The sequence below is a fragment of the Pseudomonas sp. Van50 genome (assembly GCF_055390755.1).
The window spans coordinates 661,074-686,798 of record NZ_AP024343.1; the positions used below are offsets into that span (position 1 = coordinate 661,074).

The 25,725-nt window shown below is 62.0% G+C and carries 21 protein-coding genes and 1 pseudogene; 15 read left to right on the forward strand and 7 right to left on the reverse strand.

What is annotated here, in order from left to right:
- Positions 1-68 precede the first annotated feature (68 nt).
- Positions 69-1,361: a putative hydroxymethylpyrimidine transporter CytX gene (gene cytX / locus ACZ5M5_RS02835; RefSeq protein ID WP_464738559.1), complete on the forward strand. Its 1,293-nt coding sequence runs from the start codon at positions 69-71 to the stop codon at positions 1,359-1,361.
- On the opposite strand, the gene ACZ5M5_RS02840 is transcribed toward cytX, so the two are convergent.
- Entirely contained in the window at positions 1,330-2,073 is a 744-nt protein-coding gene (locus tag ACZ5M5_RS02840) for a DUF3298 domain-containing protein (protein ID WP_060739446.1), read from the reverse strand. The two genes, cytX and ACZ5M5_RS02840, sit on opposite strands and share 32 nt — an antisense overlap.
- Positions 2,074-2,287: 214 nt before the next feature.
- On the opposite strand from ACZ5M5_RS02840, the gene ACZ5M5_RS02845 reads away from it, so the two are divergent.
- The 5 genes and pseudogenes from ACZ5M5_RS02845 to ACZ5M5_RS02865 all read left to right on the forward strand — a co-directional run bounded on the left by ACZ5M5_RS02845 (position 2,288) and on the right by ACZ5M5_RS02865 (position 6,026).
- Entirely contained in the window at positions 2,288-2,905 is a 618-nt protein-coding gene (locus ACZ5M5_RS02845; protein WP_060739445.1) for an NUDIX domain-containing protein, read from the forward strand.
- Positions 2,896-3,348: a DUF1249 domain-containing protein gene (locus ACZ5M5_RS02850; protein WP_024618006.1), complete on the forward strand. Its 453-nt coding sequence runs from the start codon at positions 2,896-2,898 to the stop codon at positions 3,346-3,348. The genes ACZ5M5_RS02845 and ACZ5M5_RS02850 overlap by 10 nt, the downstream gene beginning before the upstream one ends.
- Before the next feature lie 99 nt (positions 3,349-3,447).
- Complete coding sequence (gene cpdA / locus ACZ5M5_RS02855) at positions 3,448-4,263, forward strand: 3',5'-cyclic-AMP phosphodiesterase (protein ID WP_464738560.1); 816 nt, start codon at positions 3,448-3,450, stop codon at positions 4,261-4,263.
- 226 nt (positions 4,264-4,489) lie between these two features.
- A pseudogene (locus ACZ5M5_RS02860) lies at positions 4,490-4,576 on the forward strand (nucleoid-structuring protein H-NS); the annotation flags it as partial.
- 1,114 nt (positions 4,577-5,690) lie between these two features.
- Positions 5,691-6,026, forward strand: a complete 336-nt coding sequence (locus tag ACZ5M5_RS02865) for a DUF6124 family protein (protein ID WP_464739324.1) — start codon at positions 5,691-5,693, stop codon at positions 6,024-6,026.
- Positions 6,027-6,926: 900 nt separating this feature from the next.
- On the opposite strand, the gene ACZ5M5_RS02870 is transcribed toward ACZ5M5_RS02865, so the two are convergent.
- On the reverse strand, positions 6,927-7,235 hold the full coding sequence (locus tag ACZ5M5_RS02870) for a hypothetical protein (protein WP_464738561.1): 309 nt from the start codon (positions 7,233-7,235) through the stop codon (positions 6,927-6,929).
- Between the two features lie 375 nt (positions 7,236-7,610).
- Here ACZ5M5_RS02870 and ACZ5M5_RS02875 point away from each other — a divergent pair, with 375 nt between their 5' ends.
- The 6 genes from ACZ5M5_RS02875 to ACZ5M5_RS02900 all read left to right on the forward strand — a co-directional run bounded on the left by ACZ5M5_RS02875 (position 7,611) and on the right by ACZ5M5_RS02900 (position 14,828).
- Positions 7,611-8,219 carry a YqiA/YcfP family alpha/beta fold hydrolase gene (locus ACZ5M5_RS02875; protein WP_103310538.1) on the forward strand — a complete coding sequence of 203 codons (609 nt, stop codon included), beginning with the start codon at positions 7,611-7,613 and terminating at the stop codon, positions 8,217-8,219.
- A 41-nt stretch (positions 8,220-8,260) separates the two neighbouring features.
- On the forward strand, positions 8,261-10,165 hold the full coding sequence (gene parE, locus ACZ5M5_RS02880) for a DNA topoisomerase IV subunit B (protein WP_053181455.1): 1,905 nt from the start codon (positions 8,261-8,263) through the stop codon (positions 10,163-10,165).
- Entirely contained in the window at positions 10,165-11,151 is a 987-nt protein-coding gene (locus ACZ5M5_RS02885; RefSeq protein ID WP_103310540.1) for an esterase-like activity of phytase family protein, read from the forward strand. Before parE ends, ACZ5M5_RS02885 begins: the two co-directional genes overlap by 1 nt.
- Entirely contained in the window at positions 11,148-11,669 is a 522-nt protein-coding gene (locus tag ACZ5M5_RS02890; protein WP_060739440.1) for a retropepsin-like aspartic protease family protein, read from the forward strand. Before ACZ5M5_RS02885 ends, ACZ5M5_RS02890 begins: the two co-directional genes overlap by 4 nt.
- A gap of 10 nt (positions 11,670-11,679) precedes the next feature.
- Complete coding sequence (parC, locus tag ACZ5M5_RS02895) at positions 11,680-13,944, forward strand: DNA topoisomerase IV subunit A (protein WP_060739439.1); 2,265 nt, start codon at positions 11,680-11,682, stop codon at positions 13,942-13,944.
- Between the two features lie 179 nt (positions 13,945-14,123).
- The gene (locus ACZ5M5_RS02900; protein WP_060739438.1) at positions 14,124-14,828 is read left to right on the forward strand and encodes a PqiC family protein; all 705 of its coding nucleotides are present in this window, start codon (positions 14,124-14,126) and stop codon (positions 14,826-14,828) included.
- Between the two features lie 442 nt (positions 14,829-15,270).
- Here the strand turns inward: ACZ5M5_RS02900 and ACZ5M5_RS02905 are convergent, their stop codons facing one another.
- A complete protein-coding gene (locus tag ACZ5M5_RS02905; protein ID WP_060739437.1) occupies positions 15,271-16,788 on the reverse strand; it encodes an AhpA/YtjB family protein in 1,518 nt (505 codons plus the stop codon).
- A 133-nt stretch (positions 16,789-16,921) separates the two neighbouring features.
- Between ACZ5M5_RS02905 and serB the strand changes: the two genes are divergently transcribed.
- The gene (gene serB, locus ACZ5M5_RS02910) at positions 16,922-18,136 is read left to right on the forward strand and encodes a phosphoserine phosphatase SerB (RefSeq protein WP_464738562.1); all 1,215 of its coding nucleotides are present in this window, start codon (positions 16,922-16,924) and stop codon (positions 18,134-18,136) included.
- 168 nt (positions 18,137-18,304) lie between these two features.
- Here serB and ACZ5M5_RS02915 read toward each other — a convergent pair whose 3' ends face one another.
- From ACZ5M5_RS02915 to ACZ5M5_RS02930, 4 genes are all read right to left on the reverse strand, one after another.
- Positions 18,305-20,065 (reverse strand): hypothetical protein, encoded by a 1,761-nt coding sequence (locus ACZ5M5_RS02915; protein WP_060739435.1) that lies wholly within the window; start codon positions 20,063-20,065, stop codon positions 18,305-18,307.
- A 193-nt stretch (positions 20,066-20,258) separates the two neighbouring features.
- Entirely contained in the window at positions 20,259-21,119 is an 861-nt protein-coding gene (asd, locus tag ACZ5M5_RS02920; RefSeq protein ID WP_464738563.1) for an archaetidylserine decarboxylase, read from the reverse strand.
- Positions 21,120-21,138: 19 nt separating this feature from the next.
- The gene (locus ACZ5M5_RS02925; RefSeq protein ID WP_464738564.1) at positions 21,139-21,954 is read right to left on the reverse strand and encodes a rhodanese-like domain-containing protein; all 816 of its coding nucleotides are present in this window, start codon (positions 21,952-21,954) and stop codon (positions 21,139-21,141) included.
- Positions 21,955-21,996: 42 nt separating this feature from the next.
- Complete coding sequence (locus tag ACZ5M5_RS02930; protein WP_464738565.1) at positions 21,997-23,535, reverse strand: HDOD domain-containing protein; 1,539 nt, start codon at positions 23,533-23,535, stop codon at positions 21,997-21,999.
- Positions 23,536-23,701: 166 nt separating this feature from the next.
- On the opposite strand from ACZ5M5_RS02930, the gene motA reads away from it, so the two are divergent.
- Together motA and motB are read left to right on the forward strand one after the other, a co-directional pair.
- Entirely contained in the window at positions 23,702-24,553 is an 852-nt protein-coding gene (gene motA / locus ACZ5M5_RS02935) for a flagellar motor stator protein MotA (protein WP_192261961.1), read from the forward strand.
- Positions 24,554-24,556: 3 nt separating this feature from the next.
- Positions 24,557-25,603: a flagellar motor protein MotB gene (gene motB, locus ACZ5M5_RS02940; protein ID WP_103308786.1), complete on the forward strand. Its 1,047-nt coding sequence runs from the start codon at positions 24,557-24,559 to the stop codon at positions 25,601-25,603.
- Positions 25,604-25,725: the final 122 nt, after the last annotated feature.

The following is a 25,725-nucleotide window of genomic DNA, read 5'->3' on the forward strand; positions in this document are numbered from 1 at the left end:
TTGTGGGAGCGAGCTTGCTCGCGATAGCGGCCAAAAAAACAACAAATATTCCTCTGAGATAACAACCCTTGAACATCCAACCCAGCACCTACTCCCCTGACGCCGCGGTCCCCCTGGACAAGCGCGTGTTCGGCGCCCGCGATCTGTTTTCCCTGTGGTTTTCCCTCGGCATCGGCCTGATGGTCCTGCAAGTCGGCGCCTTGCTCGCACCGGGCCTGGGCCTGAGCGGTTCGTTGCTGGCCATCTTCCTCGGCACGCTGGTGGGCGTCCTGCTGCTGGCGGCGGTCGGGGTGATCGGCAGTGACACTGGCCTGTCGGCCATGGCCGCCCTCAAGCTCAGCCTGGGCGGCAAGGGCGCGAGCCTGCCGGCGGTGTTGAACCTGCTGCAATTGATCGGCTGGGGCTCGTTCGAAATCATCGTCATGCGCGATGCCGCCAGCCTGCTCGGTGCCCGAGCCTTCAGCGAAGGCAGCCTGGGCTCGAACCCGCTGCTGTGGACGCTGTTCTTCGGCGCCCTGGCGACCCTGCTCGCGGTGAGTGGGCCGTTGACCTTCGTGCGCAAGGTCCTGCGCAAGTGGGGCATCTGGTTACTGCTGGCGGCCTGCATCTGGTTGACCTGGAACCTGTTCGCCAAGGCTGACCTGGCCGCGTTGTGGGCCCAGGCGGGCGATGGTTCAATGCCGCTGGCGGTGGGGTTCGACATCGCCATTGCCATGCCGCTGTCGTGGTTGCCGCTGATCGCCGACTACTCACGCTTCGGCCAACGCGCCAAGAACGTCTTCGGCGGCACGGCCGTGGGTTTCTTCATCGGTAACTTCTGGCTGATGAGCCTGGGCGTGGCCTACACCCTGGCCTTCGCGCCGAGCGGTGAAGTCAACGCGTTGCTGCTGGCCCTGGCCGGTGCCGGGCTGGGCATTCCGTTACTGCTGATTCTGCTGGACGAGTCGGAAAACGCCTTCGCCGACATCCACTCGGCGGCAGTGTCCAGCGGCATGCTGTCGGGGTTGAAGGTCGAGCACCTGGCCTTGGCGATTGGCGTCATCTGCACCTTGATCGCCTGCTTTGCACCGTTGGCGCAATACCAGAACTTCCTGTTGCTGATCGGCTCGGTGTTCGCGCCGCTGTTCGGCGTGGTGCTGGTGGACCACTTCATCCTGCGCAAACGCAGCAGCCAAGTGGTGTCAGCCGCGTTGCGCTGGCCGGCCCTGTTGGCCTGGCTGGGTGGGGTGAGCACTTATCACTTGCTGGCCAACCTCTATCCGGATGTCGGTGCAACCCTGCCGTCGCTGATTCTGGCAGGGTTGCTGCAACTGCTGTTGGGTCGGGCTTTCAGCTACGGCCGGGGAACAGCTCGGGCTTGAGGATGCCATTGAGGCGCGGATAGGCGATCTTCAGTTCGATGTGACCCAGGGCGTACGGCGCGATGGTGCTCACTTCGTACTTGAGGATCACCCCGCCGTAGGTCAGCGCCACGTGCGGGGTTTTCTGGAAGGACCACTGTTTCAGGAACTCGGGTTCCTGATCCAGCTTGGTGCTGATCAGCCAACTGTTGTGGGCGACTTGCGCGGCTTTCCAGAAGGCTTCTTCCTGGCCAGGCAGCAGCATGTCCGACAGGGTCAGCACCTTGTGCTGCTGGCGCGAATAGTTGATGAAGCCGCGCCCAGGCGTGCCATGGGCACCGCCGGTGTCCAGGTAGCTGGACAATTCGATGATCACCAGGCCGTCATGTTGCTCGCGTACCTTGGCCTGCAAATAGCTGCTGTTGCGCGGCGCGGCGTTGCGCAAGAACTGTTCGCGGTAGGCGGCCAGCGTCGGTGCCACCGGGGCGTCCGGGGTGCGGGTCATTTGCAGCAGGCGTTTTTCGACGATGCCGTCCAAGGCAGGCTCGGTGGGAAAGTGCAGGGTATCGATGTTCACCAATGGGCAGTCGGCGCTGGCGCAGCCAGGTTGCAGTTGTTCCGAAGCGTCGCGGGTGGTCTCCAGCGGTGCGCGATAGTTGGGTTGGAACAGGCTTTGGCAAGCGCCCAGGGTCAGGGCAATGGCAGCCACGGAGGCGGTTTTGAAAAGCGACATGGGCGTCCTTCATGAAACACGGAAAGGCAAAAAGTTACCCGCTTCGACTGTCGGCAAGGCAATCAGTTCGCCACTAAGCTCATTAGAGTGATTTTCAGCGCAGCCGTCCATCCCGATCACCGGAAAGGGGCTGCATCAAAGGGTACGGGCGCGTTAGGATGGCGCGAAGCCGAGGTTGGAACCTCGTATTGATCCATTGCACACGAGGATTGTCATGACCGACTTCGCCAACGCCGCACCGAACACCGTGGACATCGTCAAGCGTGAAACCTGCTTCAAGGGTTTCTATAAGCTCGACCGCCTCGTCTTGCGCCACGAGTTGTTTGCCGGTGGCATGAGCCGTGAGATCAGTCGTGAACTGTTCGTGCGTCATGACGCGGTGTGCGTGCTGCCCTACGATCCGCAGCGCGATGAAGTGGTGTTGATCGAGCAGTTTCGCGTGGGGGCCATTGGCAAGACCACCAACCCCTGGCTGGTGGAACTGGTGGCCGGCCTGATCGACAAGGATGAACAACCGGAAGAAGTTGCTCATCGCGAAGCGCAGGAGGAAGCTGGGCTTGTCTTCGCTGCGCTTTGGCCGATGACTCAGTATTTTCCATCGCCAGGCGGCAGCAATGAATTCGTACATTTGTTCTTGGGGCGTTGCGACAGCACGGGGGCAGGCGGCCTGCATGGCCTTCTGGAAGAAGCCGAAGACATTCGGGTGAAGGTCTGGGCCTACGAAGATGCCTTGCAAGCCGTGCGCGACGGGCGTATCTGCAACGCGGCCAGCATCATTGCCTTGCAATGGCTGGCCTTGAATCGCGATGAAGTGAGGGGGCTATGGTCCTGAACAAGCTGCGCGACCGCTATCGCGTCGATCTGGTGGGGTTGCAGGCCGCCTGCGAAGCCAACTACGCCCGCCTGATGCGCTTGTTGCCGGACATGCGCAACGACCCGTTGCCGCGCCGCATCGCCGTGACCCACGGCGACCAGATGCTCGGCGTGCTGGCCCTGGAAGTGCTGCAGACCTGTCCCTACACCACCACCTTGCAGGTGCGCCAGGAACACAGCTTGCCCTGGTTGCCGGTGCCACAGCTGGAGGTTCAGGTCTATCACGATGCACGCATGGCCGAAGTCGTCAGCGCCGAGCATGCGCGACGCTTTCGTGGCATCTATCCTTATCCCAATGCCTCGATGCACCAGCCGGATGAAAAGGCCCAGTTGAACCTGTTCCTGGGCGAGTGGCTGAGTCATTGCCTGGCGCTGGGCCACGAGTTCGAAGTCGTTCGGTAGTTGTGAACCGGTTCCGGTTCACGGGTTTCCCCTTTCGATCGTCCCCCAGCATAATTGCGGCTTCATGCAACGGCGTGATTGCGCCTGGGAGAGAGCGATTTGCCGAGCGTATCCAGCTTGACCACTGCCGACGCGGCGTTGTTGGTCCAACTGTCCGATAGCCATTTGTTCGCCGAGGCCGATGCCTCGTTGCTGGGCATGAATACCCGTGACAGTTTGCGGGCGGTCATCGACTTGGTGCTCAAGCAGCAGCCGGACATTGACCTGATGCTCGCCACGGGGGATCTGTCCCAGGACGGCACGCTGGAGTCCTACGCGGCGTTTCGCCAGTTGACTGCACGAATCGATGCGCCAGCGCGGTGGATTCCCGGTAACCATGATGAGCCGCGGGTGATGCTCGAGGCGGCGGTCAAGAGTGCGTTGCTCGATCCGGTGGTGGACATCGGCAATTGGCGGGTGACGATGCTGGACTCGGCCGTGCCGGGTTCGGTGCCAGGTTTTTTGGCCGAGGAGCAGTTGATTCTGTTGGCCAATGCGCTGAGCGAGGCGCCGGAGCGGCATCATCTGGTGTGTCTGCACCATCATCCTGTTTCGATTGGGTGTGTGTGGATGGAGCCGATTGGGTTGCGTAATCCGGAGGCTTTGTTTGCGGTGTTGGATCGGTTTCCACAGGTGCGGGCGGTGCTCTGGGGGCATGTGCACCAGGAGGTCGATCGGGTGCGCGAGGGGGTTCGTTTGTTGGCTTCGCCTTCGACTTGTATTCAGTTTGAGCCGGGGAGTGAGGATTTTGCGGTGGGCGCGCAGGCGCCGGGGTATCGGTGGTTGCGGCTTTGGCCGGATGGGCGGTTGGAGACGGGGGTTGAGCGGGTGGTTGGGTTTGCGTTTACCCCTGACTATGAGTCCAACGGGTACTGAGTTCGGCCCAACTGTGGGAGCGAGCTTGCTCGCGATGGCGGTCTGATTGAGTACATATCCATTGCTGCGGTAACGGCTGCTGACGGTTCCGCTCTTACAGCGGGTCACTTTTGGCAAACGCCCCAAAAGTAACCAAAAGGTCTTTGCCCCACCACTCGGCACCTCGCCTAGGCTCGGTGTGCCCTCACTCCGGCATTACTCCGTGGGCCGCCGCGAAGGGCCATCCATGGCCCAGCGCGGCTACCTCGGCATCCATGCCGAGGTGCCCACTGCGCAATACCTGCGTTCGGCCAGCGTGGTCAACGGGGCCCCCAGATCAAAAGCCCGCCGAGGCGGCCTTATAGCCGGCCTGGCTCTTGCGGGTGTGTACACCCATCAGACTTGTTTGAGCTGGACCTGTGGGAGCAAAGCTTGCTCGCGAGGCGGCCTGATAGCCGGCCTGGCTCTTGCGGGGGTGTACACCCATCAGACTTGTTTGAGCTGGACCTGTGGGAGCAAAGCTTGCTCGCGAGGCGGCCTGATAGCCGACCTGGCTCTTGCGGGGGTGTACACCCATCAGACTTGTTTGAGCAGACCTGTGGGAGCAAAGCTTGCTCGCGAGGCGGCCTGATAGCCGACCTGGCTCTTGCGGGGGTGTACACCCATCAGACTTGTTTGAGCTGGACCTGTGGGAGCAAAGCTTGCTCGCGAGGCGGCCTGATAGCCGGCCTGGCTCTTGCGGGGGTGTACACCCATCAGACTTGTTTGAGCTGGACCTGTGGGAGCAAAGCTTGCTCGCGAGGCGGCCTGATAGCCGGCCTGGCTCTTGCGGAGGTGTACACCCATCAGACTTGTTTGAGCTGGACCTGTGGGAGCAAAGCTTGCTCGCGAGGCGGCCTGATAGCCGACCTGCTCTTGCAGGTGTACTCAGTCCAATTGTGGGAGCGAGCCTGCTCGCGAAGGCGGCGGTACATTCAGCATTGATGCAAGCAGACCTACCGCCATCGCGAGCAAGCTCGGCTCCCACCGGGATCGGCGGTGGACACTGACCTTATAAACGACCAAAAACCTGTGTGGGAGCGAGCTTGCTCGCGATGGCGGTCTGACAGCCGACCAAGCTTTGTGGGAATGGTCGGACACACTTTCTGATTCAAGTAGATTTTTCCGACGAGCCCTGGCGGTTGCCGGGTGGGAAGGGCTGTCGGTAACCTTTTTCCGTCGCTGAAAATTCAGCGGTCGGGCCTGGAAACCCGATAAGTGAGCATGCAACAGCGCGCCACATGAGATACTGCATCGCTTTTTTTGCGTGTGCAGTTCTGCGTTATGGCGGCTGTGCGCGGGAGACTTTCGAGTCTGCCGGGTTTGCTCCTTCCGGTTTTCCAGCCCGCGCATAGCTGCCACCTTCTCGCCTGGAAACGGGAAATGGCGGTTCCACTACACAACAGGAGCTGCATCATGTTCAAAGCCACACCCAATCCCCCGAAACCGATTCCCAAAAGCACGATGAAGCCGCCAAGCGCGCCCTCGATTATTATCTCGACCCCAAGCCTCAAGCCAAAAAGACACAACCCTCAAGCCAGCTGTTCTTTGTCGCGGAAAGCGCAGACACCGAAACTCTCCTAGCCAACCTCAGCGAAACCCTGGCCTCCGCCAGCGCCATGCTTGGCGACCTAACCTTTGACCTGGAAGGCTCGCGTCGGCATTTCGCCCTGGGGATCCAGCAGATGGTCGAGCTCAGTGAGCTATTGGCGAACCGGGCGTTGGACATCGTCGATCCGCGCTAACACCGAGCGGAAGCAATGTGTGGGGCACTCATCTCCTTGGGTTGCGAAGCACCCCCAAAAACTGCCGGTTGCCACAAACCTAATGTTGGAACGAAAAGGCAAGCTTATAGCCGACCTGTCTCTGGCGGCTGTACTTCTAGCCGGAATCCAACTGTGGGAGCGAGCTTGCTCGCGAAGACGGCGGCACATCCAACGCTCATGCAAGCTGTTCCACCGCCATCGCGAGCAAGCTCGCTCCCACAGGGGAAACGCGATCACCCTAAACCAGGCCGGCTATCAGGCCGCCTCGCGGAGGACGTTGATCTCGGCGCCCCGTTAACCACGCTGGCCGAACGCAGGCATTGCGCAGTGGGCACCTCGGCATGGATGCCGAGGTAGCCGCGCTGGGCCATGGATGGCCCTTCGCGGCGGCCCACGGAGCAATGCCTGCGTTCGGGCATGCCGAGCCTAGGCGAGGCACCAAGTGGTGGGGCAAAAGCGCTTTGGTTACTTTCGCGCTTTTCGAAAGTGACCCGCCGTCAGGGCGGAACCCTAAGTGGCCGTTACCGAAGAAATGGATATGTACACGGTCAAAACATACAATCCGCTAGGCCGCCATCGCGAGCAGGCTCGCTCCCACAATGGTCAGAGTACAGTCAGACAATCTATGGTTAGTTGAAATTTCAGTAAATATTGCCTTGAATTGCTCTGAACCCCTGCTTGGCCTGTTTAGTGGGATGACAAATCACGGTCTAAGACAGACCTGATATATCCAGTAGTTAGCGGTTTCGTTGTCAAATTGAAAGCGGGTATGTAATATTTTGTACTCTATAGCGCTGATAATAAGTGTGTCGCCTTTTGACAGGTTTGACTCGATAAAGGTTGCGTCGCGGAAAAACATGAATTCGACGGTGTCGCGATCTATTTCGATGGGTTGAATGTCTTGATTGTTTTCTTTGGGGGCGGTAGGCGTGATCCAGAACTTGAAGCAGTCGTGGGAGGTTGAACCTGCTTAAAGTAAATTTCGTAGTCAAAGTTATGGCTGATTCGCCATGTGGCAGTTATGTCAGTAACCTCATAGTAATCCTTTCCATCTATATCTAAAGTGCTCCCGATGTCCATCCTGAAGAAGGCTTCCTCGTAACGGGATTTAGCATGATCTGGTGGGGTGAATTGCCGATTATCAATAAAGGCTTTTATATTCCAAGAGCCGAGTGTGCTGTTGCTCATGGCGATTCTCCTTTTTTTGAGAGATTGTTTATGGTCGTGAACGCAACCGTCGTACATATGGCTCTGGTGTCGCCTAGAGTTAAACTGTAAGGAATAACAGTCGTGACGAACGGTCTTTCATTCTTCCTGTCCACCCACAGAGCGGCACGGGCCGTACGCAGTGACGCAAAAACATCGCATTGAAATGGTTGTCAGGCAGTGGAGTATTCAGCCACGTCGGCGGCGTAGAAGGAGAGCGCTCAGAGTGCATGGCTACTGCGTAGCCAGCGGGAGCAAGCTCCCTCGCCACGAAGACGAAATGTTGTTCAAAACGCCCCAGACCTCCCCGGACTCCCTGTAAACTCCGGCCTTTGCCCAGCACCCAGGGAGTCGGCAATGTCGGGTTCTATCCTTTATATCCACGGCTTCAACAGCGCCCCAGCGTCGACCAAGGCCACTCAGTTGATCGACGTAATGGCGCAATTGGGCCTGAGCGACCACCTACAAGTCCCAGCTCTGCACCACCACCCCCGCCAAGCCATCGGTCAGCTGGAACAGGCGATTGCACAACTGGGGCGGCCGCTGCTGGTCGGCAGCTCGCTCGGCGGCTACTATGCGACTCACTTGGCCGAGCGCCACGGCCTCAAGGCCCTGTTGGTCAACCCGGCCGTCAGCCCGCATCGGATGTTCGACGGTTATCTGGGCACACAGAAGAATTTGTACACCGACGAAACCTGGGAATTGACCCACGACCACGTGACGGCCCTGGCCGAGCTGGAAGTGCCGGCGCCCCGGGATCCGCAGCGGTATCAGGTATGGTTGCAAACCGGTGACGAAACGCTGGATTATCGCCACGCCCAGCAGTATTACCGTGCCTGTGCCTTGCGCATCCAGGCCGGCGGCGACCACAGTTTCCAAGGGTTTGCCCAGCAGTTGCCGGCGCTGTTGAGTTTTGCCGGCATTGGCGCCGATTTGTACCAGGCGATCGACTTCACCTCGCTGTGAACCATCGCCCCTTTTTCATTGAACACTGACGACGAGACCCCATGGCCACTCCCAGCGCTAGCTCTTATAACGCAGACGCCATCGAAGTCCTCTCGGGCCTCGACCCGGTGCGCAAGCGCCCCGGCATGTACACCGACACCAGTCGGCCGAACCACCTCGCCCAGGAAGTCATCGACAACAGTGTCGACGAAGCCTTGGCCGGGCATGCGAAGTCGGTGCAGGTCATCCTGCACGCCGATCACTCGCTGGAAGTCAGCGATGACGGCCGCGGCATGCCGGTGGACATACACCCTGAAGAGGGTGTGTCGGGCGTCGAGCTGATCCTCACCAAGCTCCACGCCGGTGGCAAGTTTTCCAACAAGAACTACCAGTTCTCCGGCGGTTTGCACGGGGTGGGTATTTCCGTGGTCAACGCCTTGTCGACCCAGGTGCGGGTGCGGGTCAAGCGTGACGGCAACGAATACCAGATGACTTTCGCCGATGGCTACAAGGCCACCGAGCTGGAAGTGGTGGGCACGGTCGGCAAGCGCAACACCGGGACCAGCGTGTATTTCGCCCCGGACCCGAAGTATTTCGATTCACCGAAGTTTTCCGTCAGCCGCCTCAAGCACGTGCTCAAGGCCAAGGCCGTGTTGTGCCCGGGGCTGCTGGTCAGTTTCGAGGACAAGGCCACCGGCGAGAAAGTCGAATGGCATTACGAAGACGGTCTGCGCTCTTACCTGGTGGACGCGGTCAGCGGTTTCGAACGCCTGCCCGACGAGCCGTTCTGCGGCAGCCTGGCCGGCAATAAGGAAGCGGTGGACTGGGCGCTGTTGTGGCTGCCCGAAGGTGGCGAAAGCGTTCAGGAAAGCTACGTCAACCTGATTCCTACGGCCCAGGGCGGCACCCATGTCAACGGCTTGCGCCAGGGCCTGCTCGATGCCATGCGCGAGTTCTGCGAGTTCCGCAACCTGCTGCCCCGTGGCGTGAAGCTGGCGCCGGAAGACGTCTGGGAACGCATCGCCTTTGTGCTGTCGATGAAGATGCAGGAACCGCAATTCTCCGGCCAGACCAAGGAACGCCTGTCGTCCCGTGAGGCGGCGGCGTTTGTTTCCGGTGTGGTCAAGGACGCGTTCAGCCTGTGGCTCAACGCCAACCCGGAAACCGGCCTGGCCCTGGCGGAGCTGGCGATCAACAACGCCGGCCGTCGTCTCAAGGCCAGCAAGAAGGTCGAGCGCAAGCGCATCACCCAAGGGCCGGCCTTGCCGGGCAAGCTCGCCGATTGCGCCGGGCAGGACCCGATGCGTTCCGAGCTGTTCCTGGTGGAAGGTGACTCCGCCGGCGGCTCGGCCAAGCAGGCGCGGGACAAAGAGTTCCAGGCCATCCTGCCGCTGCGGGGCAAGATCCTCAACACCTGGGAAGTGGACGGCAGCGAAGTGCTGGCCAGCCAGGAAGTGCATAACATCGCCGTGGCCATCGGTGTCGACCCGGGCGCCGAGGACATGAGCCAACTGCGCTACGGCAAGATCTGCATCCTGGCCGACGCCGACTCCGACGGCCTGCACATCGCCACGTTGCTCTGCGCCTTGTTCGTCCAGCATTTCCGCCCGTTGGTGGATGCCGGTCACGTCTACGTGGCGATGCCCCCGTTGTACCGGATCGACTTGGGCAAGGAGATCTACTACGCCCTGGACGAAGCCGAGCGCGATGGCATCCTCGACCGTCTGGTGGCCGAGAAGAAACGCGGCAAGCCGCAGGTCACCCGATTCAAGGGCCTGGGCGAGATGAACCCGCCGCAGTTGCGCGAAACCACCATGGATCCGAACACTCGCCGCCTGGTGCAGTTGACCCTGGATGATTTCGAAGCGACCTCGGAAATGATGGACATGTTGCTGGCGAAGAAGCGCGCCGGCGACCGCAAGTCCTGGCTCGAATCCAAAGGGGACCTGGCCGAGGTGCTGGCCTGATGCGCAACGGGTTCGCCCTGGCGTTGTGGCTGTGGGCGGGGTTGGTAGTCGCAGGACCTGCGCCGGAACTGAAGCTGCTGTCCGAGCACGCCGTCGATGGCATGCGCGGTGGCAACCTGTCCGGGCTGGCGCTGTGCGGCGGCGAGATGTGGACGGTGTCCGATCGCGACGATGACCGGATCTATCGCCTCGCACCCTCCGAGGCGGCGGTCTGGCAGGCCGAGGAGGTTGAGATCGAGGTGCCGAAGGTGCCGGACAGCGGTTTGCCCTGGGGCTTGAGCTCGCGGACCTGGGCGGCGTCGTTCCTGCGCGGTGGCGAGCTGGATTTCGAAGGCATCAGCTGTGACAGCGCCGGCAACCGCTATGTAGTCAGTGAGTCCCATGCCGCGGTGTTGCAGGTGCCACCGTCGGGGCCCGCGTCCTGGCTGAAAATTGCCCCCACCCTGATCCGCCAGGCCCGCGCCAGCGGTATGTTGCTGCATTTCAATGCGTTGTTCGAAGGCTTGGCGATCAACCCGGCCGGTGACCAGCTGTGGTTGGCGGCCGAGCGCGAACGTCGCGGCCTGTTGCTGATCAAGCGTCAGCAGACGGTGTGGGACTGCGATGGCAATTGCGTGTTGCTGAGCGAAGCGGGGCTTGAGATGCAGCCGGCGCAGTTCCCCAAGGCCAAGGCGGTTTCGCGGGATTTCGCGGACCTGTCATTGTTCAATGGCAAGCTGTTTACCCTGGAACGCAACGCCTATCAGGTCTGCCGGCGCGACCCGCAGACCGCCCAGGTCGAGCGTTGCTGGTCGTTCGCCGCCGAGGCGTTGCAGGATAATCGCCGTTATCCCCAGGCCTACGGGCTGGCCGAAGCGCTGGTGGTGGATGCCGAGGGGGCCTGGATCGGCCTGGACAACAACGATGGCAAGCGGGCCGATGGTGAGCAGCGGCCAATCGTCTGGCGCTTCGCTGCGCCTGAGGGTGGCTGGAGTGCCTCGCCGTGAGCCAGCCGTTGCCGGGCAAGCGCGCTGGTCGGGTGTTGATGATCCTGGCCTGGTGCGCCGCGCTGTTTCTGGCGACGCGGTTTTTTGCCCAATGGGAGCAGCGCCAGCAAAACCCCAATACCCAGGTGTACTCGCAAAAAGGTGAAGGTTTTATCGAGGTGAAGTTGGTCGGCAATCAACAGGGGCATTTTGTCGCCAGCGGCCAGATCAACGGCCAGCCGGTGGATTTCATGCTCGACACCGGTGCCACTGACGTGGCGATTCCGATGGAGCTGGCCGAGCGCCTCAAGCTGGAAAAAGGATTCGGCGTGACCTTGAGCACCGCCAACGGTGTGAGCGAGGGCTACCGTACCCGCGTCGACCGGCTGCAATTGGGTGACATCGTCTTGCGCGATGTCCGTGCCCTGGTGGCGCCCGGCCTGGGTGGCACGCAAGTGCTGCTGGGCATGAGTGCCCTGAACAAACTTGAATTTACCCAGCGCGACGGCACCATGCTGCTGCGCCAGACAACGAACTGATGAGGCCCGCATGAGCGACATTCTTGCAGACAGCTTAGACGGCGTAGAACGCCGATCGCTGGCTGACTTCACCGAAAATGCCTACCTCAATTACTCCATGTACGTGATCATGGACCGTGCCTTGCCGCACATCGGCGACGGTTTGAAGCCGGTTCAACGGCGGATCATCTATGCCATGAGTGAACTGGGGCTGGATGCGGATTCCAAGCACAAGAAATCGGCGCGTACCGTCGGTGACGTGCTCGGCAAGTTCCACCCCCACGGCGACTCGGCCTGCTATGAAGCCATGGTGCTGATGGCCCAGCCGTTCAGCTATCGCTACACGTTGGTGGACGGCCAGGGTAACTGGGGTGCGCCGGACGATCCCAAGTCCTTCGCGGCCATGCGTTACACCGAGGCGCGGCTGTCGCGCTATTCCGAGGTGCTGCTCAGCGAACTGGGCCAGGGCACCGCGGACTGGGGGCCAAACTTCGACGGCACCCTCGACGAACCCCTGGTTCTGCCAGCACGTTTGCCGAATATCCTTCTCAATGGCACCACCGGCATCGCCGTGGGCATGGCCACCGACGTGCCGCCCCACAACCTGCGGGAAGTGGCCACGGCGTGCGTGCGTCTGCTGGACGAGCCGAAAGCCACGGTGGAACAGCTCTGCGAGCACATCCAGGGCCCGGACTATCCGACCGAAGCCGAAATCATCACCCCGCGCGCCGACCTGCTGAAAATCTACGAGACCGGTCGCGGTTCGGTGCGCATGCGCGCCGTGTACCACATCGAAGACGGCGACATCATTGTCACGGCGCTGCCGCATCAGGTCTCCGGGGCCAAGGTCCTGGAACAGATTGCCGCGATGATGCAGGCAAAACCGTCGAAAGCGCCGCAAGTGGCTGACTTGCGCGACGAATCCGACCATGAAAACCCATGCCGCATCGTGATCATCCCGGTCAACAGCCGGGTCGATCACGACGCGCTGATGCAGCACCTGTTCGCCAGCACCGACCTGGAGTCCAGCTACCGGGTCAACATCAACATCATCGGCCTGGACGGCAAGCCGCAACTGAAAAACCTGCGGGCATTGCTGGTGGAGTGGCTGGAGTTCCGGGTCAAGACCGTGCGCCGGCGCCTGCAATTCCGCCTGGACAAGGTCGAGCGCCGCCTGCACCTGTTGGACGGTTTGCTGATTGCCTACCTCAACCTGGATGAAGTGATCCACATCATCCGCACCGAGGAGCACCCCAAGGCCAGCCTGATCGCCCGCTTTGACCTGAGCGAAATCCAGGCCGACTACATCCTCGACACCCGCCTGCGGCAGTTGGCGCGCTTGGAAGAGATGAAGTTGCGCGCCGAGCAGGATGAATTGCTCAAGGAACAGGCCAAGCTGCAAGCCCTGCTGGGCAGCGAAGCCAAGCTCAAGAAGCTGGTACGCACCGAACTGCTCAAGGACGCCGAAACCTATGGCGACGACCGTCGCTCGCCGATCGTCGAACGTGCCGAAGCCAAGGCCCTGACTGAGCACGATCTGCTGCCGAACGAGAAAGTCACCGTCGTGCTGTCGGAAAAAGGCTGGGTACGTTCCGCCAAGGGTCATGATATTGACGCGACGGGGCTTTCCTACAAGGCCGGGGACGGCTTCAAGGCCTTGGCGGCCGGGCGTTCCAACCAATTCGCGGTGTTCGTCGACTCCACTGGGCGCAGTTACTCCGTGCCGGCGCATACCTTGCCATCGGCTCGCGGCCAGGGTGAACCGCTGACCGGTCGTTTAACGCCACCGCCGGGTGCAACTTTTGAATGCGTGCTGATGCCTGATGATGATGGGCTGTACGTCATTGCATCGGACGCGGGTTACGGGTTCGTGGTCAAGGGTGAGGACCTGCAAGCCAAGAACAAGGCGGGCAAGGCGCTGTTGAGCCTGCCGAACAACGCCAAGGTGATTGCGCCGCGCCCGGTGGCCGATCGGGAGAGCAACTGGCTGGCGTCGGTGACCACCGAAGGCCGGTTGCTGGTGTTCAAGATCAGCGACCTGCCACAGCTGGGTAAAGGCAAGGGCAACAAGATTATCGGTATTTCCGGCGAACGGGTCGCCAGCCGTGAGGAATATGTCACGGATATTGCAGTGTTGCCGGAAGGCGCCACGCTTGTGCTACAGGCAGGAAAGCGTACGCTTTCGTTGAAGGCGGACGATCTTGAGCACTACAAGGGTGAACGTGGTCGGCGGGGCAACAAGCTTCCGAGGGGCTTTCAGCGGGTCGATGCGCTGCTCGTCGAAAACCTCAATTAGGCGTAGTAGAGGGCTCGGTCTGCGATTAAATGCCGCAGATCGATGCTTTCGCGCTGGAGTCGGCGCGCATATTCACGGATGATAGGCCCTTTCAAGCGCCGGCGTAGCCGAGCGTTCTTCACATTGACCGAGTATTTTTTCACTGTGGCAAGCCTTGTGGCTGCCACCTGGACGGAACGATGACTGCTCTGCGCCTCCCTATTTTGTGGCTCGCCGGCCTGCTTGGCCTGGCGGGCTGCAGCATGAACCAGCCGGTGTCGCTGTACCAACTGGACAGCGGAACCCCGGCCCAGCCTGCGCAAAGCACAGGCATGGCCGTATTGCTCGGCCCGGTTCTGATCGCTGACTACCTGCAGCGTGAAACCTTGTTGCAACGCCAACCGGACGGCAGCCTGCAAGCCGCCACTGACGGCCGTTGGGCCGGCAGCCTGTCCTCCGACATCGATCAGTTGCTGTTGCGCCAGGTCGCCGGGCACCTGGACAGCCAGCGCGTGGTGCTGGCACCGGCGACCCAGGGGTTCACCCCGGATGTGCAGGTACTGCTGTCGATTACCCGCCTGGACTCGGGTAAAGCCCAGCCGGCAGTGCTCGATGCCCAATGGCGGTTGATCGACCGTCGTGGCAAGGTGCGTGAGAACCGCATCGTTCATCTGCAAGAGCAACATGCCGGCACCACGGCGGCACAGGTCCAGGCCCAGGGCGTGCTCCTGCAACGCCTGGCCGAACAGTTGTCGGTGTCGCTCAAGCCCCTGGCCAACCAGCCGCCTGTCGCCGAAGTGCCCCGCAAAGCCGCGCCTGCCCCGGCCAAACCGGTCGAGAAGGAAAAGGACAAGATTCCCATGGCCTTGCCGATTCGTACGGACATGGAAGTGTTCAGGTTCTGACGGTTGGACCGGATACCCGACAAAGCCCGCGTTGATGCGGGCTTTGTTGTTTCTGCCGGTTGGATCTCTTGTGCCTGGGCCGGCCCTATCGCGAGCAAGCTCGCTCCCACACTGGGTCTGAGGCCTGCAGACATCCCCTGTGGGAGCGAGCTTGCTCGCGATGGCGGCGCTGAAGGCGACAAAAAAGCCCACAGACAATCACTCACCCCCCACAGCAGGTCTGAGGCCTGCAGACATCCCTTGTGGGAGCGAGCTTGCTCGCGATGGCGGCGCTGAAGGCGATAAAAAATCCCGCAGACAATCACTCATCTCCCACAGCAGGTCTGAGGCCTGCAGACATCCCCTGTGGGAGCGAGCTTGCTCGCGATGGCGGCGCTGAAGGCAACAAAAAGCCCGCAGACAATCACTCATCTGCGGGCTTCGTTACTTCATGTCCTGAGGCTCAGGCCTGGCGCTCATGCATCCGCGCCAGTTGCCGCTCCAGCATCGATGGGTAAGGCTCCATCAAGCGCTCTACGCAACACGCGCCTTCGGGGCTGGCGATGGGGCGGATTCGAGCGCGCTGGCGGATCAGGGCGTCGTCGTTGATCTTGCGCTCCACCAGCAGCAGGTTGCGGCTGTGTTGCGACAGCGCCAGGGCGTCCTGGGCGGTTTCGGTCAGCAGCAGGTCGATCTGGCTCAAGCCGAACAAGCCATCGCCCAAGGTCAGGCCCAATTGCAGTTGCAGGGTGATGCCGCTGTCGGCGACTTCGATCTGCAACTGGTGACCCAAGGCGCGCAGCAATTCACCGCAGCAAATGGCATTGGTCAGGTAGTCGTCGCCGCTGTCTTCGGTGTGGAACAGCATCAGCGTGCTGCCGTCGTTCAAGGTGTGCAATTCGCCCTGATAGAGCGATGCGGCCTGGTCGAGGCAGTCGCGGTAGCGTTCGAGCAGCTCCTTCAAGCGCGCCTGGGGCAGGCGACGCAGTTGATCCTGGGCGCCCAGTTGCACGGCCAGTACGGCGCTGTGCTGGGGCAGGTTCGAGGCCACAGGCTTGGCGACCGGTTGAGGTGCCCCATTGACCGACTCGTCACGCAGGTCGGCGAAGGCTTCGTCGTCTTCCTCGTCCTCTACCGCCCGCACCACATGGCGTGGCGCCGGTTTGGAGGTTGGCATCGGCTGGCTTTCGTCGAAGCCCGGGTCGCGCAGGTTACGCACTTCGAAGCCTGGCTCGGCATCGTCGTCGTCCGCGTAGTCGAGGTCTTCAGGTTCCGGCAGGGGCTCGGGTTCCGGGGCGAAGCTGGCGTGCAGTTGCCGGGCCAGGTCGCCGATCTCGTCCTGGCGCTGGGTGGCCGGCGTGTGTTCGTCGATGTCCCGCAGCCAGACGCGCAATTGCAGCAGCGGCGTGGAGATGTGCCGCCCCAGGCGCAGGCTCAAGGCCAGTGCCAGGGCCAGCAGGATCGCGCTGAGGATGCCCATGCTTTGCAGGCTGATGGTCATCGGTTGCTGGAACTGGTCCATGTCCAGGCTGATGCGCAGTTGCCCGGCGGTCACGTCCTGGAAGGTGATCTTGCTCTGGTACATGCCGCCGGACTCGCCCAGCAGGCCAGGCTTGGGCCGCTGGCCGGCCTCGGCGAGGATGCGGTTGTCCACGCTGTAGATGGCGGCGTGGGCCACCAGCTTGTTCTTGGTCAGGTTGTTGAGCAGCACGTTGAGGCTGAGGATGTCGTTGGACACCAGCAGCTCGGTGGCGGACGTGGCGGTCTGGGTGGTCAGGCTTTCACCCAGGGCATCGGCCTGCTCGTGCATGGCCTGCTTGAACTGCAAACCCATCACGCAGGCATAGATGACCAGGGCCAGGGCGACCAGGATGACGTTATGGCTGGCAATGCGCAATGCGATCGGCACACGACGGTGACGCAGCGCACGGAAGATCAGCAGGAAGAAGTTGTCGGTTTTGACTGGCGTGGGCCGGTTCACTGAGCTCGGCTCTTTGTCCGTGAAATTGACGCGCAGTATAGCGACAGCCCCATGACCGGCAAAGCACTGGCGGTGCCCGATGGTCACTGAATGTGGGTAGAATGCGGTTTTTTTCCACCTGCGGGGGTGCGCCTTGCGCGAAATCGTCCTGATAAACATCACTGGCAGCGACCGTCCGGGTCTGACTGCGGCCATTACCGGCGTTCTGGCCCAGGGTGGTGTGAACATTCTCGACATCGGTCAGGCGGTGATCCATGACACGCTGTCGTTCGGCATCCTGGTTGAAATCCCGGACGCCGAACAAAGCAAGTCCGTGCTCAAGGACATCCTGTTCACCGCCTACAAGCTCGACCAGCAGGTGCGTTTCACCCCGGTGTCCGAGGAGGATTACCAGCATTGGGTGGCCGGCCAGGGCAAGAAGCGCCATATCGTGACCCTGTTGACCCGCAAGGTCACCGCCGAGCAATTGCAGCGCGTCAGTTCGATCACCGCCCAGTATGACCTGAACATCGACCACATCGACCGCCTGTCCGGGCGCATGCCGCTGGACACCCCGGCCGACAAGGGCAAGGGCTGTATCGAGTTTTCGGTGCGCGGCGAGCCGGCCGATCCCCAGGCGTTGCGTGCCGAGTTCCTCAGCGTGGCCCAGGAACTGAACGTCGACATCGCCTTCCAGGAAGATTCGCTGTTCCGCCGCAACCGCCGCCTGGCGGTGTTCGACATGGACTCGACGCTGATCGAGGCCGAAGTCATCGACGAACTGGCCAAGGCGGCCGGCGTGGGCGACAAGGTCTCGGCCATCACCGAGCGAGCCATGGCCGGCGAGCTGGATTTCCGTGCCAGCTTCAAGGAGCGCCTGGCCTTGCTCAAAGGTCTGGATGTCAGCGTGCTGGATTCCATTGGCGCTTCCCTGCGCCTGACCGAAGGCGCCGAAACCCTGTTCGCCGAACTCAAGCGCCTGGGCTACAAGACCGCCATCCTGTCCGGCGGCTTCACCTACTTCGCCAAGCAGTTGCAGGCCAAGCTCGGTATCGACTATGTATTCGCCAACGAGCTGGAAGTGGTGGACGGCAAGGTGACCGGCGTGGCCGTCGAGCCGATCGTCGATGCCCAGCGCAAGGCGGACCTGCTGCGTGAGCTGGCTGCAAAAGAAGGCCTGCGCCTGGAGCAGACCATCGCCGTGGGCGACGGCGCCAACGACCTGCCGATGCTGGCGATCGCGGGCCTGGGCGTGGCATTCCGTGCCAAGCCGCTGGTCAAGCAGTCGGCCAGGCAAGCGATTTCCACCCTGGGGCTGGATGGGGTGTTGTATCTGCTGGGCTTCAGGGATCGTGACGGGCAGCTTTGACTGACACACTGATTTTGGAGCAAGTGCACTTGTGGCGAGGGCGCTTGCTCCCGCTGGGGCGCGAAGCGGCCCTGAAACCTGGGGCCTGAGTGTGTCGGATCGACCGCAGGGGCCTGCTGCGCAGGCCAGCGGGAGCAAGCTCCCTCGCCACAACGGGTTGCGTGCGGTTCAAAGCGATTTCCACAACGAATCAAAATTCCCTTCCTGGTCGCCGCCATCCCCGGTTTCGCTTGAGTCTTCCGGGTGATAGGAAAACTGGTTGAAACTGTGGGTGCTGGTCACCCGGCGGTCCAGGCCGGCGCGGCGCTCCTGGCCGTTGGTGTTGATCAACACCCGCTGGCCTTCCTGGAAGGGCAGGCGTGGGGCGATCATGGTCGGGGGCAGGTCAATGGCGCTGATCTCGGGGAGTAACAGGCCGCGCAGGTAGTGACCGTGCTCATTTTCTTCCCGGACCAGTTGCAGCCCGCAAGGCTGGGCATGGGGTGCGACCAGTTCGATGCCCATTTGCATGGCGCCGTTGCGCACTTGGCGGATCCAGCGCACCACGGCAACGCTCCAGGCTTGGTCGCTGCTGTCGCGGATGCCGATCATTTCCCCGGCTTGCAATTGTTCCGGCACCTCCTTGGGCCAACCGAGGCAATAGCCGCCAGGGCTGTGGTTGATGATCGGCAGGTCGTAGGTGGGGAAGTGATGCTGGTTGTCGGAGCTGGTGCCATCGTCATCGGCCGGGTTGACCGGGTACTCGATTTCTTCATAGGGCAGCAGGTCGCTGTCGCCGGCGGGGGCGGCGTCGAACGCTTGCTTCCAGGTGTCGTTTGTCTTGCTCTGCGAGGCTTCGAAGCGGGCCTTGCGGGTGGCGGGGCTTTTCAGGATTTCGTTGAACGAGCGCTCGCCGCCCAGGTAGTAGTGCAGCGCACTCATGCCCACGCACAGGGTCAGCGTGCCGTTGCCCTCGGTGCGCTGGAAACTGCGTTCAGCCGCTTCGCCCCAGGCGGCTTGCAGGTGATGCAACGTGTCGGCGCTCATGCCCCCAGGGACTGGCAACGTATTATCGGCAGGGTGTTCCAGGTGAGTGGCGATTGCACGCACCAGTGGCTGGGGATCGAAGCCCTGCAAGGTCGGCTGCTGTTCGGCCCGGAACTTGGAGCGGTAGCGTGGCCCGACATCCAGCTCTGGAGCGACGGCGAACAGGCTGCTGGCAGCGGTGGCAGGGTCCAGCTTGACCCACTGGCTCCAGGATTCGAGCACTTCGGTCAGTCGCCCGATCTGGCTCTGGCGCAATTGATTGCTGCGTGACGCGCCCAGCAGCAGGGCGACGACATAGGTCTGCTCGGCGTTCAATTGATGAACCTGGCTGGCCAGTTCGTCACTCACGCTCAGGTGTTGCAAGCGGTGCAGGCAGGCGATCCGGTACAACTGATGCAAGTCCAGCCACAACCCCTCGGGCACTGGGCTGTACAGCTGGCTGGCACGCAGCAGCGGGCCGTTGAGGGCATGCATCGCTCGTTGCAGCGCGGTGCTCAGCAGGCGGGCCCGGTCCTTGGTGTATTTCGACGCGATACGCGCCACGATCTGTTTGTAGCCCATCGCCAGTTGGGTTTGCAGGGCCTGGCACAGGTTGACGATCTTGCGCGAGCGATCATCCAGCACGATGGCCTGTTGCAGGAAGTGCCGCTCCAGGTGCTTGCAGACGTAATACACCTCGGGCCGCAGCAGTTCGAGCAGTTGCAGGCGATTGTCGCTGGGCGTGAGCAGTTGGTTGAGTTCACCCAGGGCCTGGTACAACAGGCGAGCCGTTTCGCCGATGTTGGCTTTGGGCAGGTTGGCGATCCAGCGCTTGAGGTCCCGTGGCGTAGCATCGCAGAACGACAGGCGTGGTTGTGTCGGGGTCAGGACGCGCAATAGCTGGAGAGGGCTGGTCTCATTCATGCCGTGTACGGGCTCCGGCGGGAAATAAACGTGATGTTTCCAACTCTAGCAGCTGTAGCCGAAGGAGGTACGCTATCTATGCTGGATGCCCTGTGGGAGCGAGCTTGCTCGCGATGACGCCAGGACAGTCTCTATTGAGGTGACTGTTACATCGCCATCGCGAGCAAGCTCGCTCCCACATTTGATCTTTTACTCAGCCTTTGGGCAGCGCCAGGCCCTGGCCCATCTGCACTGGCGACCCGGCCACCAGGTCTTCGGCCCATTTCACCTGGCCTGGACCGAACAGCACGATGGCGGTCGAACCCAGCTTGAAGCGTCCCAGTTCGGCGCCTTTTTCCAGATGGATCGGCGCGCGGGCGGCTTCGTCGTAACGGAAGGTTTTGAGTTCGCGCTTGGGTGGCGTCACCAGCCCGGCCCAGACGGTTTCGATGGAGGCTACGATCATCGCGCCCACCAGTACCACGGCCATCGGCCCGCGCTCGGTGTCGAAAATGCACGCGACGCGCTCGTTGCGGGCGAACAGCTCCGGAACGTTTTCGGCGGTGGTCTGGTTGACCGAGAAAATCCGCCCCGGAATGTAGACCATCTCCCGCAGGGTGCCGGCCAATGGCATGTGCACGCGGTGGTAGTCCTTGGGGGACAGGTAGATGGTGGCGAAATCGCCGCCCATGAACGGCGCTGAATTGGCCGCGTCACCGCCCAGCAGCTCCAGCACGCTGAAGCTGTGGCCCTTGGCCTGGAACACCCGGCCGTGCTCGATCGGGCCGAGCTGGCTGACGGCGCCGTCGGCGGGGCTGAGGATCGCGCCCGGGGTTTCGTCCAGCGGCCGCGCGCCGTCTTTCAGGGCGCGGGTGAAGAAGGCGTTGAAGTGCTCATACGCGGTCAGGTCTTCCACCAGGGCCTGGGACATGTCCACTTGGTAGCGCTTGGCGAACCACGCGGTGAAGGCATTCTTGAACCAACGCACGCGGCATTCGGCAATGCAACCGGCCAACCGCGACAACAGGTGGTGGGGCAGCAGGTATTGAGTGAGGATGAACAAACGGTTTTTCATTAACTGTCCTTAAGAACCTTCAAAGCTCGATGGGCGTGTCGGGATGGTTGCCCCATTCGCCCCAGGAACCGGCATAGCCTTTGACTCGTGGATAACCGAGCGCCTTGGCCACCAGGTAGGTGAAGCCAGAGCGGTGGTGAGTCTGGCAGTGGGTGATGATTTCTTTGTCGGGCGTGATGCCCAATCGTTCGAGGATCTGCGGCATGTCCTTGCGAATGCGCAGGTTGCGCGCCGGGTCCATGCCGGCGGTCCATTCGAAATTGACCGCGCCGGGAATGTGCCCGCCCCGGGCTGCGACGACTTTCTCGCCGGAGTATTCCAGCGGGCCGCGCGCATCCCAGATGGCCAGGTCGGCGGCACCGAGGCGGCTTTGCAGGTATTCGCGGGTGGCGGTGGGGGCATCGTGCAGCGTCAGGGGCACCGGGCCGGCAACCGGTGCCGGAACATCGACGGACACCGGCAGGCCTTCGTCCAGCCAGGACAGCAGGCCGCCGTCGAGGTAGTGATAGTTCGAGAGGCCGATCACGTCCAGCAGCCAGATAAAGCGCCCGGCCCAGCCGCCGCCTTCGTCGTCGTAGACCACGTAGACCGCGTCCGGGTGATGCCCAAGCTCGCCGAACAGGGTTTCCAGGTCGGCCTTGGCCGGCAACAGGCCCGGTGCCGGCGGTTGGCCGAGCTGGGTGCGCTTGGGGTCGACGAAACGTGCGCCGGGGATGTGCCCGGTGCTGTAGCGCGCGGCGCTGGTCAGGTCCACCAGAATCAGTTCGCGGGCGTCGAGGCGCGGCAGCAGTTCGCTCGGCTCGATCACCAGCGGCAAGCCAGAGAAGTCAGGCATGTGAGGTCTCCAGGGGCGCAAAGGGAAAGGATTGTAGCAAGTTCAGCGACCGCGGTTGGTAAAGGTATGCAGGGCCCTTTCGATACATTGCACGGTTTTGCCGAAGGCTTGCACGGTGATATCCGAGAACGGCCCGCCGCCCTGGTCCACCGCCACCAGCATGATCACCCGTCCATTGCACGTCAGTGAGCGCAACAGCAGGTGCTCACCCCGGAACAGGCTGCGCAGGCCCGGCGGCAGTAGTGCCGAAAACTGCGCGTTGTTGTCCGGGTTCAGGCGAACCTGGGCCTGCTGGGCCAGCAACCGCTGCAATATTTTGCTCTGGCTGATGGTAAAGCTCATGGCCGCGGCTTCCTTGGGCAGGCCGGCGGTCTGGTGTACGCGCATGCTGGCCTGGCTGCGGTCGGCCATCAGGATCATCACTCGGCGCATGCCACAGGCCACCAGGACATCCCGTGCCGAGGTGGTCAGGTGCATGGCATTGCGGAAGGGACTCGGCTCCACCAGCATGGCGGAGCATTGCTTGCGCCACTGGCTCAGGTCTTGGGCGCTGGGCGGGGCGGCGGGCAGCAAGCCGGGGTGGATGCGGCGGCTGCCCGAGGGCCAGATCAGCGCCACGGCCGGGTGCCAGAGGTCTGGCATGGCGTGATGATGGGCGCTATTGACCGCTTGTTGGTGCAGTTGCTGCTGGACCTCATCCATCGACATCTGCAGATACAAACTGGTGAGGTACTGCCAGCGGGTGAGCGCGGGGCTGTCCCAGGCCTGTTGTGCGGCCAGTGCCAGGCCGTTGGCCAGCAATACGGTGTTGGCCGGCTGGTTGAGCCAGCGTCGCAGGATCGGGTCGTCGTCCAGGCGATTCTGCTGGCGCAGGGGGTGTTCGCTGTCCCGGGCGATGCGCAGGACTTTCACCAGCTCGCGGCGTTCATTGAGTAGCAGGCGATAACCTTGCGCCACCCAGATGGGCAAGCGCCAGGTTTCCACCAGCGCCAGGCAGATTTCCAGCAGGCTGACGCCGAACAGTTCGCGCTCTACCTTGGGCGCGGGCTCGCCTTTATGGACGACCCGCAATTCCCATTCCCCGAGCAATCGTGGATGGGTCAGGGCCAGGGGCCAGAGCGGTGACAGGAATAACAGACTGCCCCAGTGTATGTCTTGCCACAGCCGCGCCAGGCGGCTGGCAAAAAAACCATTGGCCTGTTGCGTGGCGTGCTGGCTGATCAATTGCAACTGGCGCAAGGCGATGGGTATTTCATGCTCCGGCAACGACGGCAGGCGGGCGAGCAGTTCCTCGGTACGCTTGAGGCCGAGGCGGTTGATGGCCACTTCGAGGTTTTCCGCAGGTTCTGCAAGGCTGCCATGGGTGTGATGGTTGGCTTCGCGGATGACGCTCAGGGCCAGGGCTGGGCTGCCCTGCATCAGGTCGGCGATGTCGCGCAAGGAGCGGCGGCTGTCGGCGAGGGCCTTGCAGACCAGGTCGTGGCTGGCCTGGGGTACCGGCAGATGCACGCCTTTGAGCAGCGTCACCCAACCTTCGAGGGTGGTCGGTCGGGGCGTTGGAACCTTGGTTTCGTTAGTCATGGCTGGACGTGATCATCGTATGAATTCTCTACGCCCGGAACGGGGCAAATTGGCTTTTCGCCAGAACAGCCTATAGTCTGGCGCAGTTTTGCCGATAAGTAGAAGAAGAGATTTTTCAGCTTCCGAATATGACCTTGAACCCGACTTAAATAAGTACTTTCTATCTATGGCTAAAATTATCGGCATCATTGTCGTGTTCGCGAGCGTGCTCGGCGGATACGTGCTCTCCCATGGCAAGATTGCCGCCCTGATCCAGCCCTTCGAGGTGTTGATCATCGGTGGCGCGGCCCTCGGTGCATTCCTGCAGGCCAACCCCGGCTATATGACGATGCACGTGCTCAAGAAATCCCTGGGCATGTTCAGTTCGCGCTTTAGCCACACCTTCTACCTCGAGGTGCTGGGGCTGATCTACGAGATCCTCAACAAGAGCCGCCGCGAAGGCATGATGGCGATCGAGGGCGACATCGAAGACGCCGCCGCCAGCCCGATTTTCGCCAAGTACCCGGCCGTGCTCAAGGACGCCCGCATGACGGCGTTCATCTGTGATTACCTGCGCATCATGTCGTCCGGCAACATGGCCCCCCACGAGCTCGAAGGCCTGTTCGACATGGAGCTGTACAGCCTCAAGGAAGACCTGGAGCATCCCTCCCACGCGGTCACCGGGATCGCCGACGCGATGCCTGGCTTCGGTATCGTCGCGGCGGTACTGGGGATCGTGGTGACCATGGCCTCCCTGGGCGACGGTGACCAGAAGTCCATCGGCCTGCACGTGGGTGCGGCCCTGGTGGGTACGTTCTTCGGTATCTTGGCGGCGTATGGTTTCTTCGGGCCGCTGGCCACCTCCCTGGCCCATGACGCCAAGGAAGAGCTCAATATCTACGAAGCCATCAAGGCTTCCCTGGTGGCCTCGGCCTCGGGCATGCCGCCATCGTTGGCGGTGGAGTTCGGGCGCAAGGTCCTGTACCCGGCGCACCGTCCAAGCTTCGCCGAGCTGGAACAAGCGGTTCGCGGTCGCTAAGTTATGGAAAATAACCAGCCGATCATCATCAAGCGCGTCAAGCGCATAGCCGCTGGGCATCACGGGGGCGCCTGGAAAATCGCCTTTGCCGACTTCGCCACAGCGATGATGGCGTTCTTCCTGGTGCTGTGGCTGTTGTCCACGGCGACGCCAGAGCAGAAGATCGCCATCGCCGGCTACTTCAAGGACCCGGTCGGCTTTTCCGAAAGCGGCACGCCCTACATCATCGACCTGGGCGGCTCACCGACCCTGGCCCCGGAAAACACCCTCAACCCCGAGGTCAAGTCCCAGCCCCAGCCCGACAAGGTGACGGTGGATTCCGAGCAGGTCGAAGGCATGGCCGAACAGGTCGAGCGCGAGCGCCTGGAATTGCTGTTGCAGGAATTGCAGAACAAGGTCGAAGAGAACCCGCAACTGCAGAAATTCAAGGACCAGATCCTGTTCGAAATCACCCCGAACGGCTTGCGCATCCAGATCATGGACGCCGAGAACCGGCCGATGTTCGATTCCGGCAGCGCGCGCCTGAAGCCGTATTTCGAGGACATCCTGTTGGCCATGGCCGACACCATCAAGGCGGTGCCGAACAAGATCAGCATCAGTGGTCATACCGATGCCAAACCCTACATCGGCAAGGGTGACTACGGTAACTGGGAGCTGTCCGCCAACCGTGCCAACGCGGCCCGTCGCGCCCTGGTGGCCGGCAGCTATCCGGACGAGCAGGTGGCGCGGGTGGTCGGTTATGCGTCTTCGGCGCTCTTCGACCGCAAAGACCCGTTCAACCCGGTCAACCGGCGTATCGATATCGTGGTGTTGACCAAGAAGGCGCAGAAAGCCATCGAGGGCTCGCAAACCGATGATCCGGCGCCCGATCCGGTCCCGGGCGAGGGTGCGCCGGGTGAAGCGCCTGCTCCGTCCGCCACACCAGGTGCGGCGGTCGATCCGAACGCGTTGCCGGCAGACCAGCAACCCGTGCCGGCCCATGAGCTGCGCGAGCGGCTGAACCTGTTCGACGATGCCGCGCCCAAGCCGCCCGGAGCGCCGGCGCAGTGACCTGAAGGTTTGTCGATGGACCTGTGGCGAGGGAGCTTGCTCCCGCTCGACTGCGAAGCAGTCGTAAACCGGCGGGTGCGGTGTGTCTGATGCTCCGCATCTGGCAGGTTTTGGGGCCGCTT

What these genes read in the sequence shown, in the direction of transcription:
- ACZ5M5_RS02930 (WP_464738565.1), bottom strand. Translation starts at nt 23,535, where the DNA reads ATGACTAACGAAACCAAGGTTCCAACGCCCCGACCGACCACCCTCGAA.
- motA (WP_192261961.1), top strand. Translation starts at nt 23,702, where the DNA reads ATGGCTAAAATTATCGGCATCATTGTCGTGTTCGCGAGCGTGCTCGGC.
- ACZ5M5_RS02870 (WP_464738561.1), bottom strand. Translation starts at nt 7,235, where the DNA reads ATGAGCAACAGCACACTCGGCTCTTGGAATATAAAAGCCTTTATTGAT.
- ACZ5M5_RS02845 (WP_060739445.1), top strand. Translation starts at nt 2,288, where the DNA reads ATGACCGACTTCGCCAACGCCGCACCGAACACCGTGGACATCGTCAAG.
- parE (WP_053181455.1), top strand. Translation starts at nt 8,261, where the DNA reads ATGGCCACTCCCAGCGCTAGCTCTTATAACGCAGACGCCATCGAAGTC.
- ACZ5M5_RS02900 (WP_060739438.1), top strand. Translation starts at nt 14,124, where the DNA reads ATGACTGCTCTGCGCCTCCCTATTTTGTGGCTCGCCGGCCTGCTTGGC.
- ACZ5M5_RS02875 (WP_103310538.1), top strand. Translation starts at nt 7,611, where the DNA reads ATGTCGGGTTCTATCCTTTATATCCACGGCTTCAACAGCGCCCCAGCG.
- ACZ5M5_RS02850 (WP_024618006.1), top strand. Translation starts at nt 2,896, where the DNA reads ATGGTCCTGAACAAGCTGCGCGACCGCTATCGCGTCGATCTGGTGGGG.
- ACZ5M5_RS02915 (WP_060739435.1), bottom strand. Translation starts at nt 20,065, where the DNA reads ATGAATGAGACCAGCCCTCTCCAGCTATTGCGCGTCCTGACCCCGACA.
- ACZ5M5_RS02925 (WP_464738564.1), bottom strand. Translation starts at nt 21,954, where the DNA reads ATGCCTGACTTCTCTGGCTTGCCGCTGGTGATCGAGCCGAGCGAACTG.
- motB (WP_103308786.1), top strand. Translation starts at nt 24,557, where the DNA reads ATGGAAAATAACCAGCCGATCATCATCAAGCGCGTCAAGCGCATAGCC.
- asd (WP_464738563.1), bottom strand. Translation starts at nt 21,119, where the DNA reads ATGAAAAACCGTTTGTTCATCCTCACTCAATACCTGCTGCCCCACCAC.
- ACZ5M5_RS02885 (WP_103310540.1), top strand. Translation starts at nt 10,165, where the DNA reads ATGCGCAACGGGTTCGCCCTGGCGTTGTGGCTGTGGGCGGGGTTGGTA.
- ACZ5M5_RS02840 (WP_060739446.1), bottom strand. Translation starts at nt 2,073, where the DNA reads ATGTCGCTTTTCAAAACCGCCTCCGTGGCTGCCATTGCCCTGACCCTG.
- parC (WP_060739439.1), top strand. Translation starts at nt 11,680, where the DNA reads ATGAGCGACATTCTTGCAGACAGCTTAGACGGCGTAGAACGCCGATCG.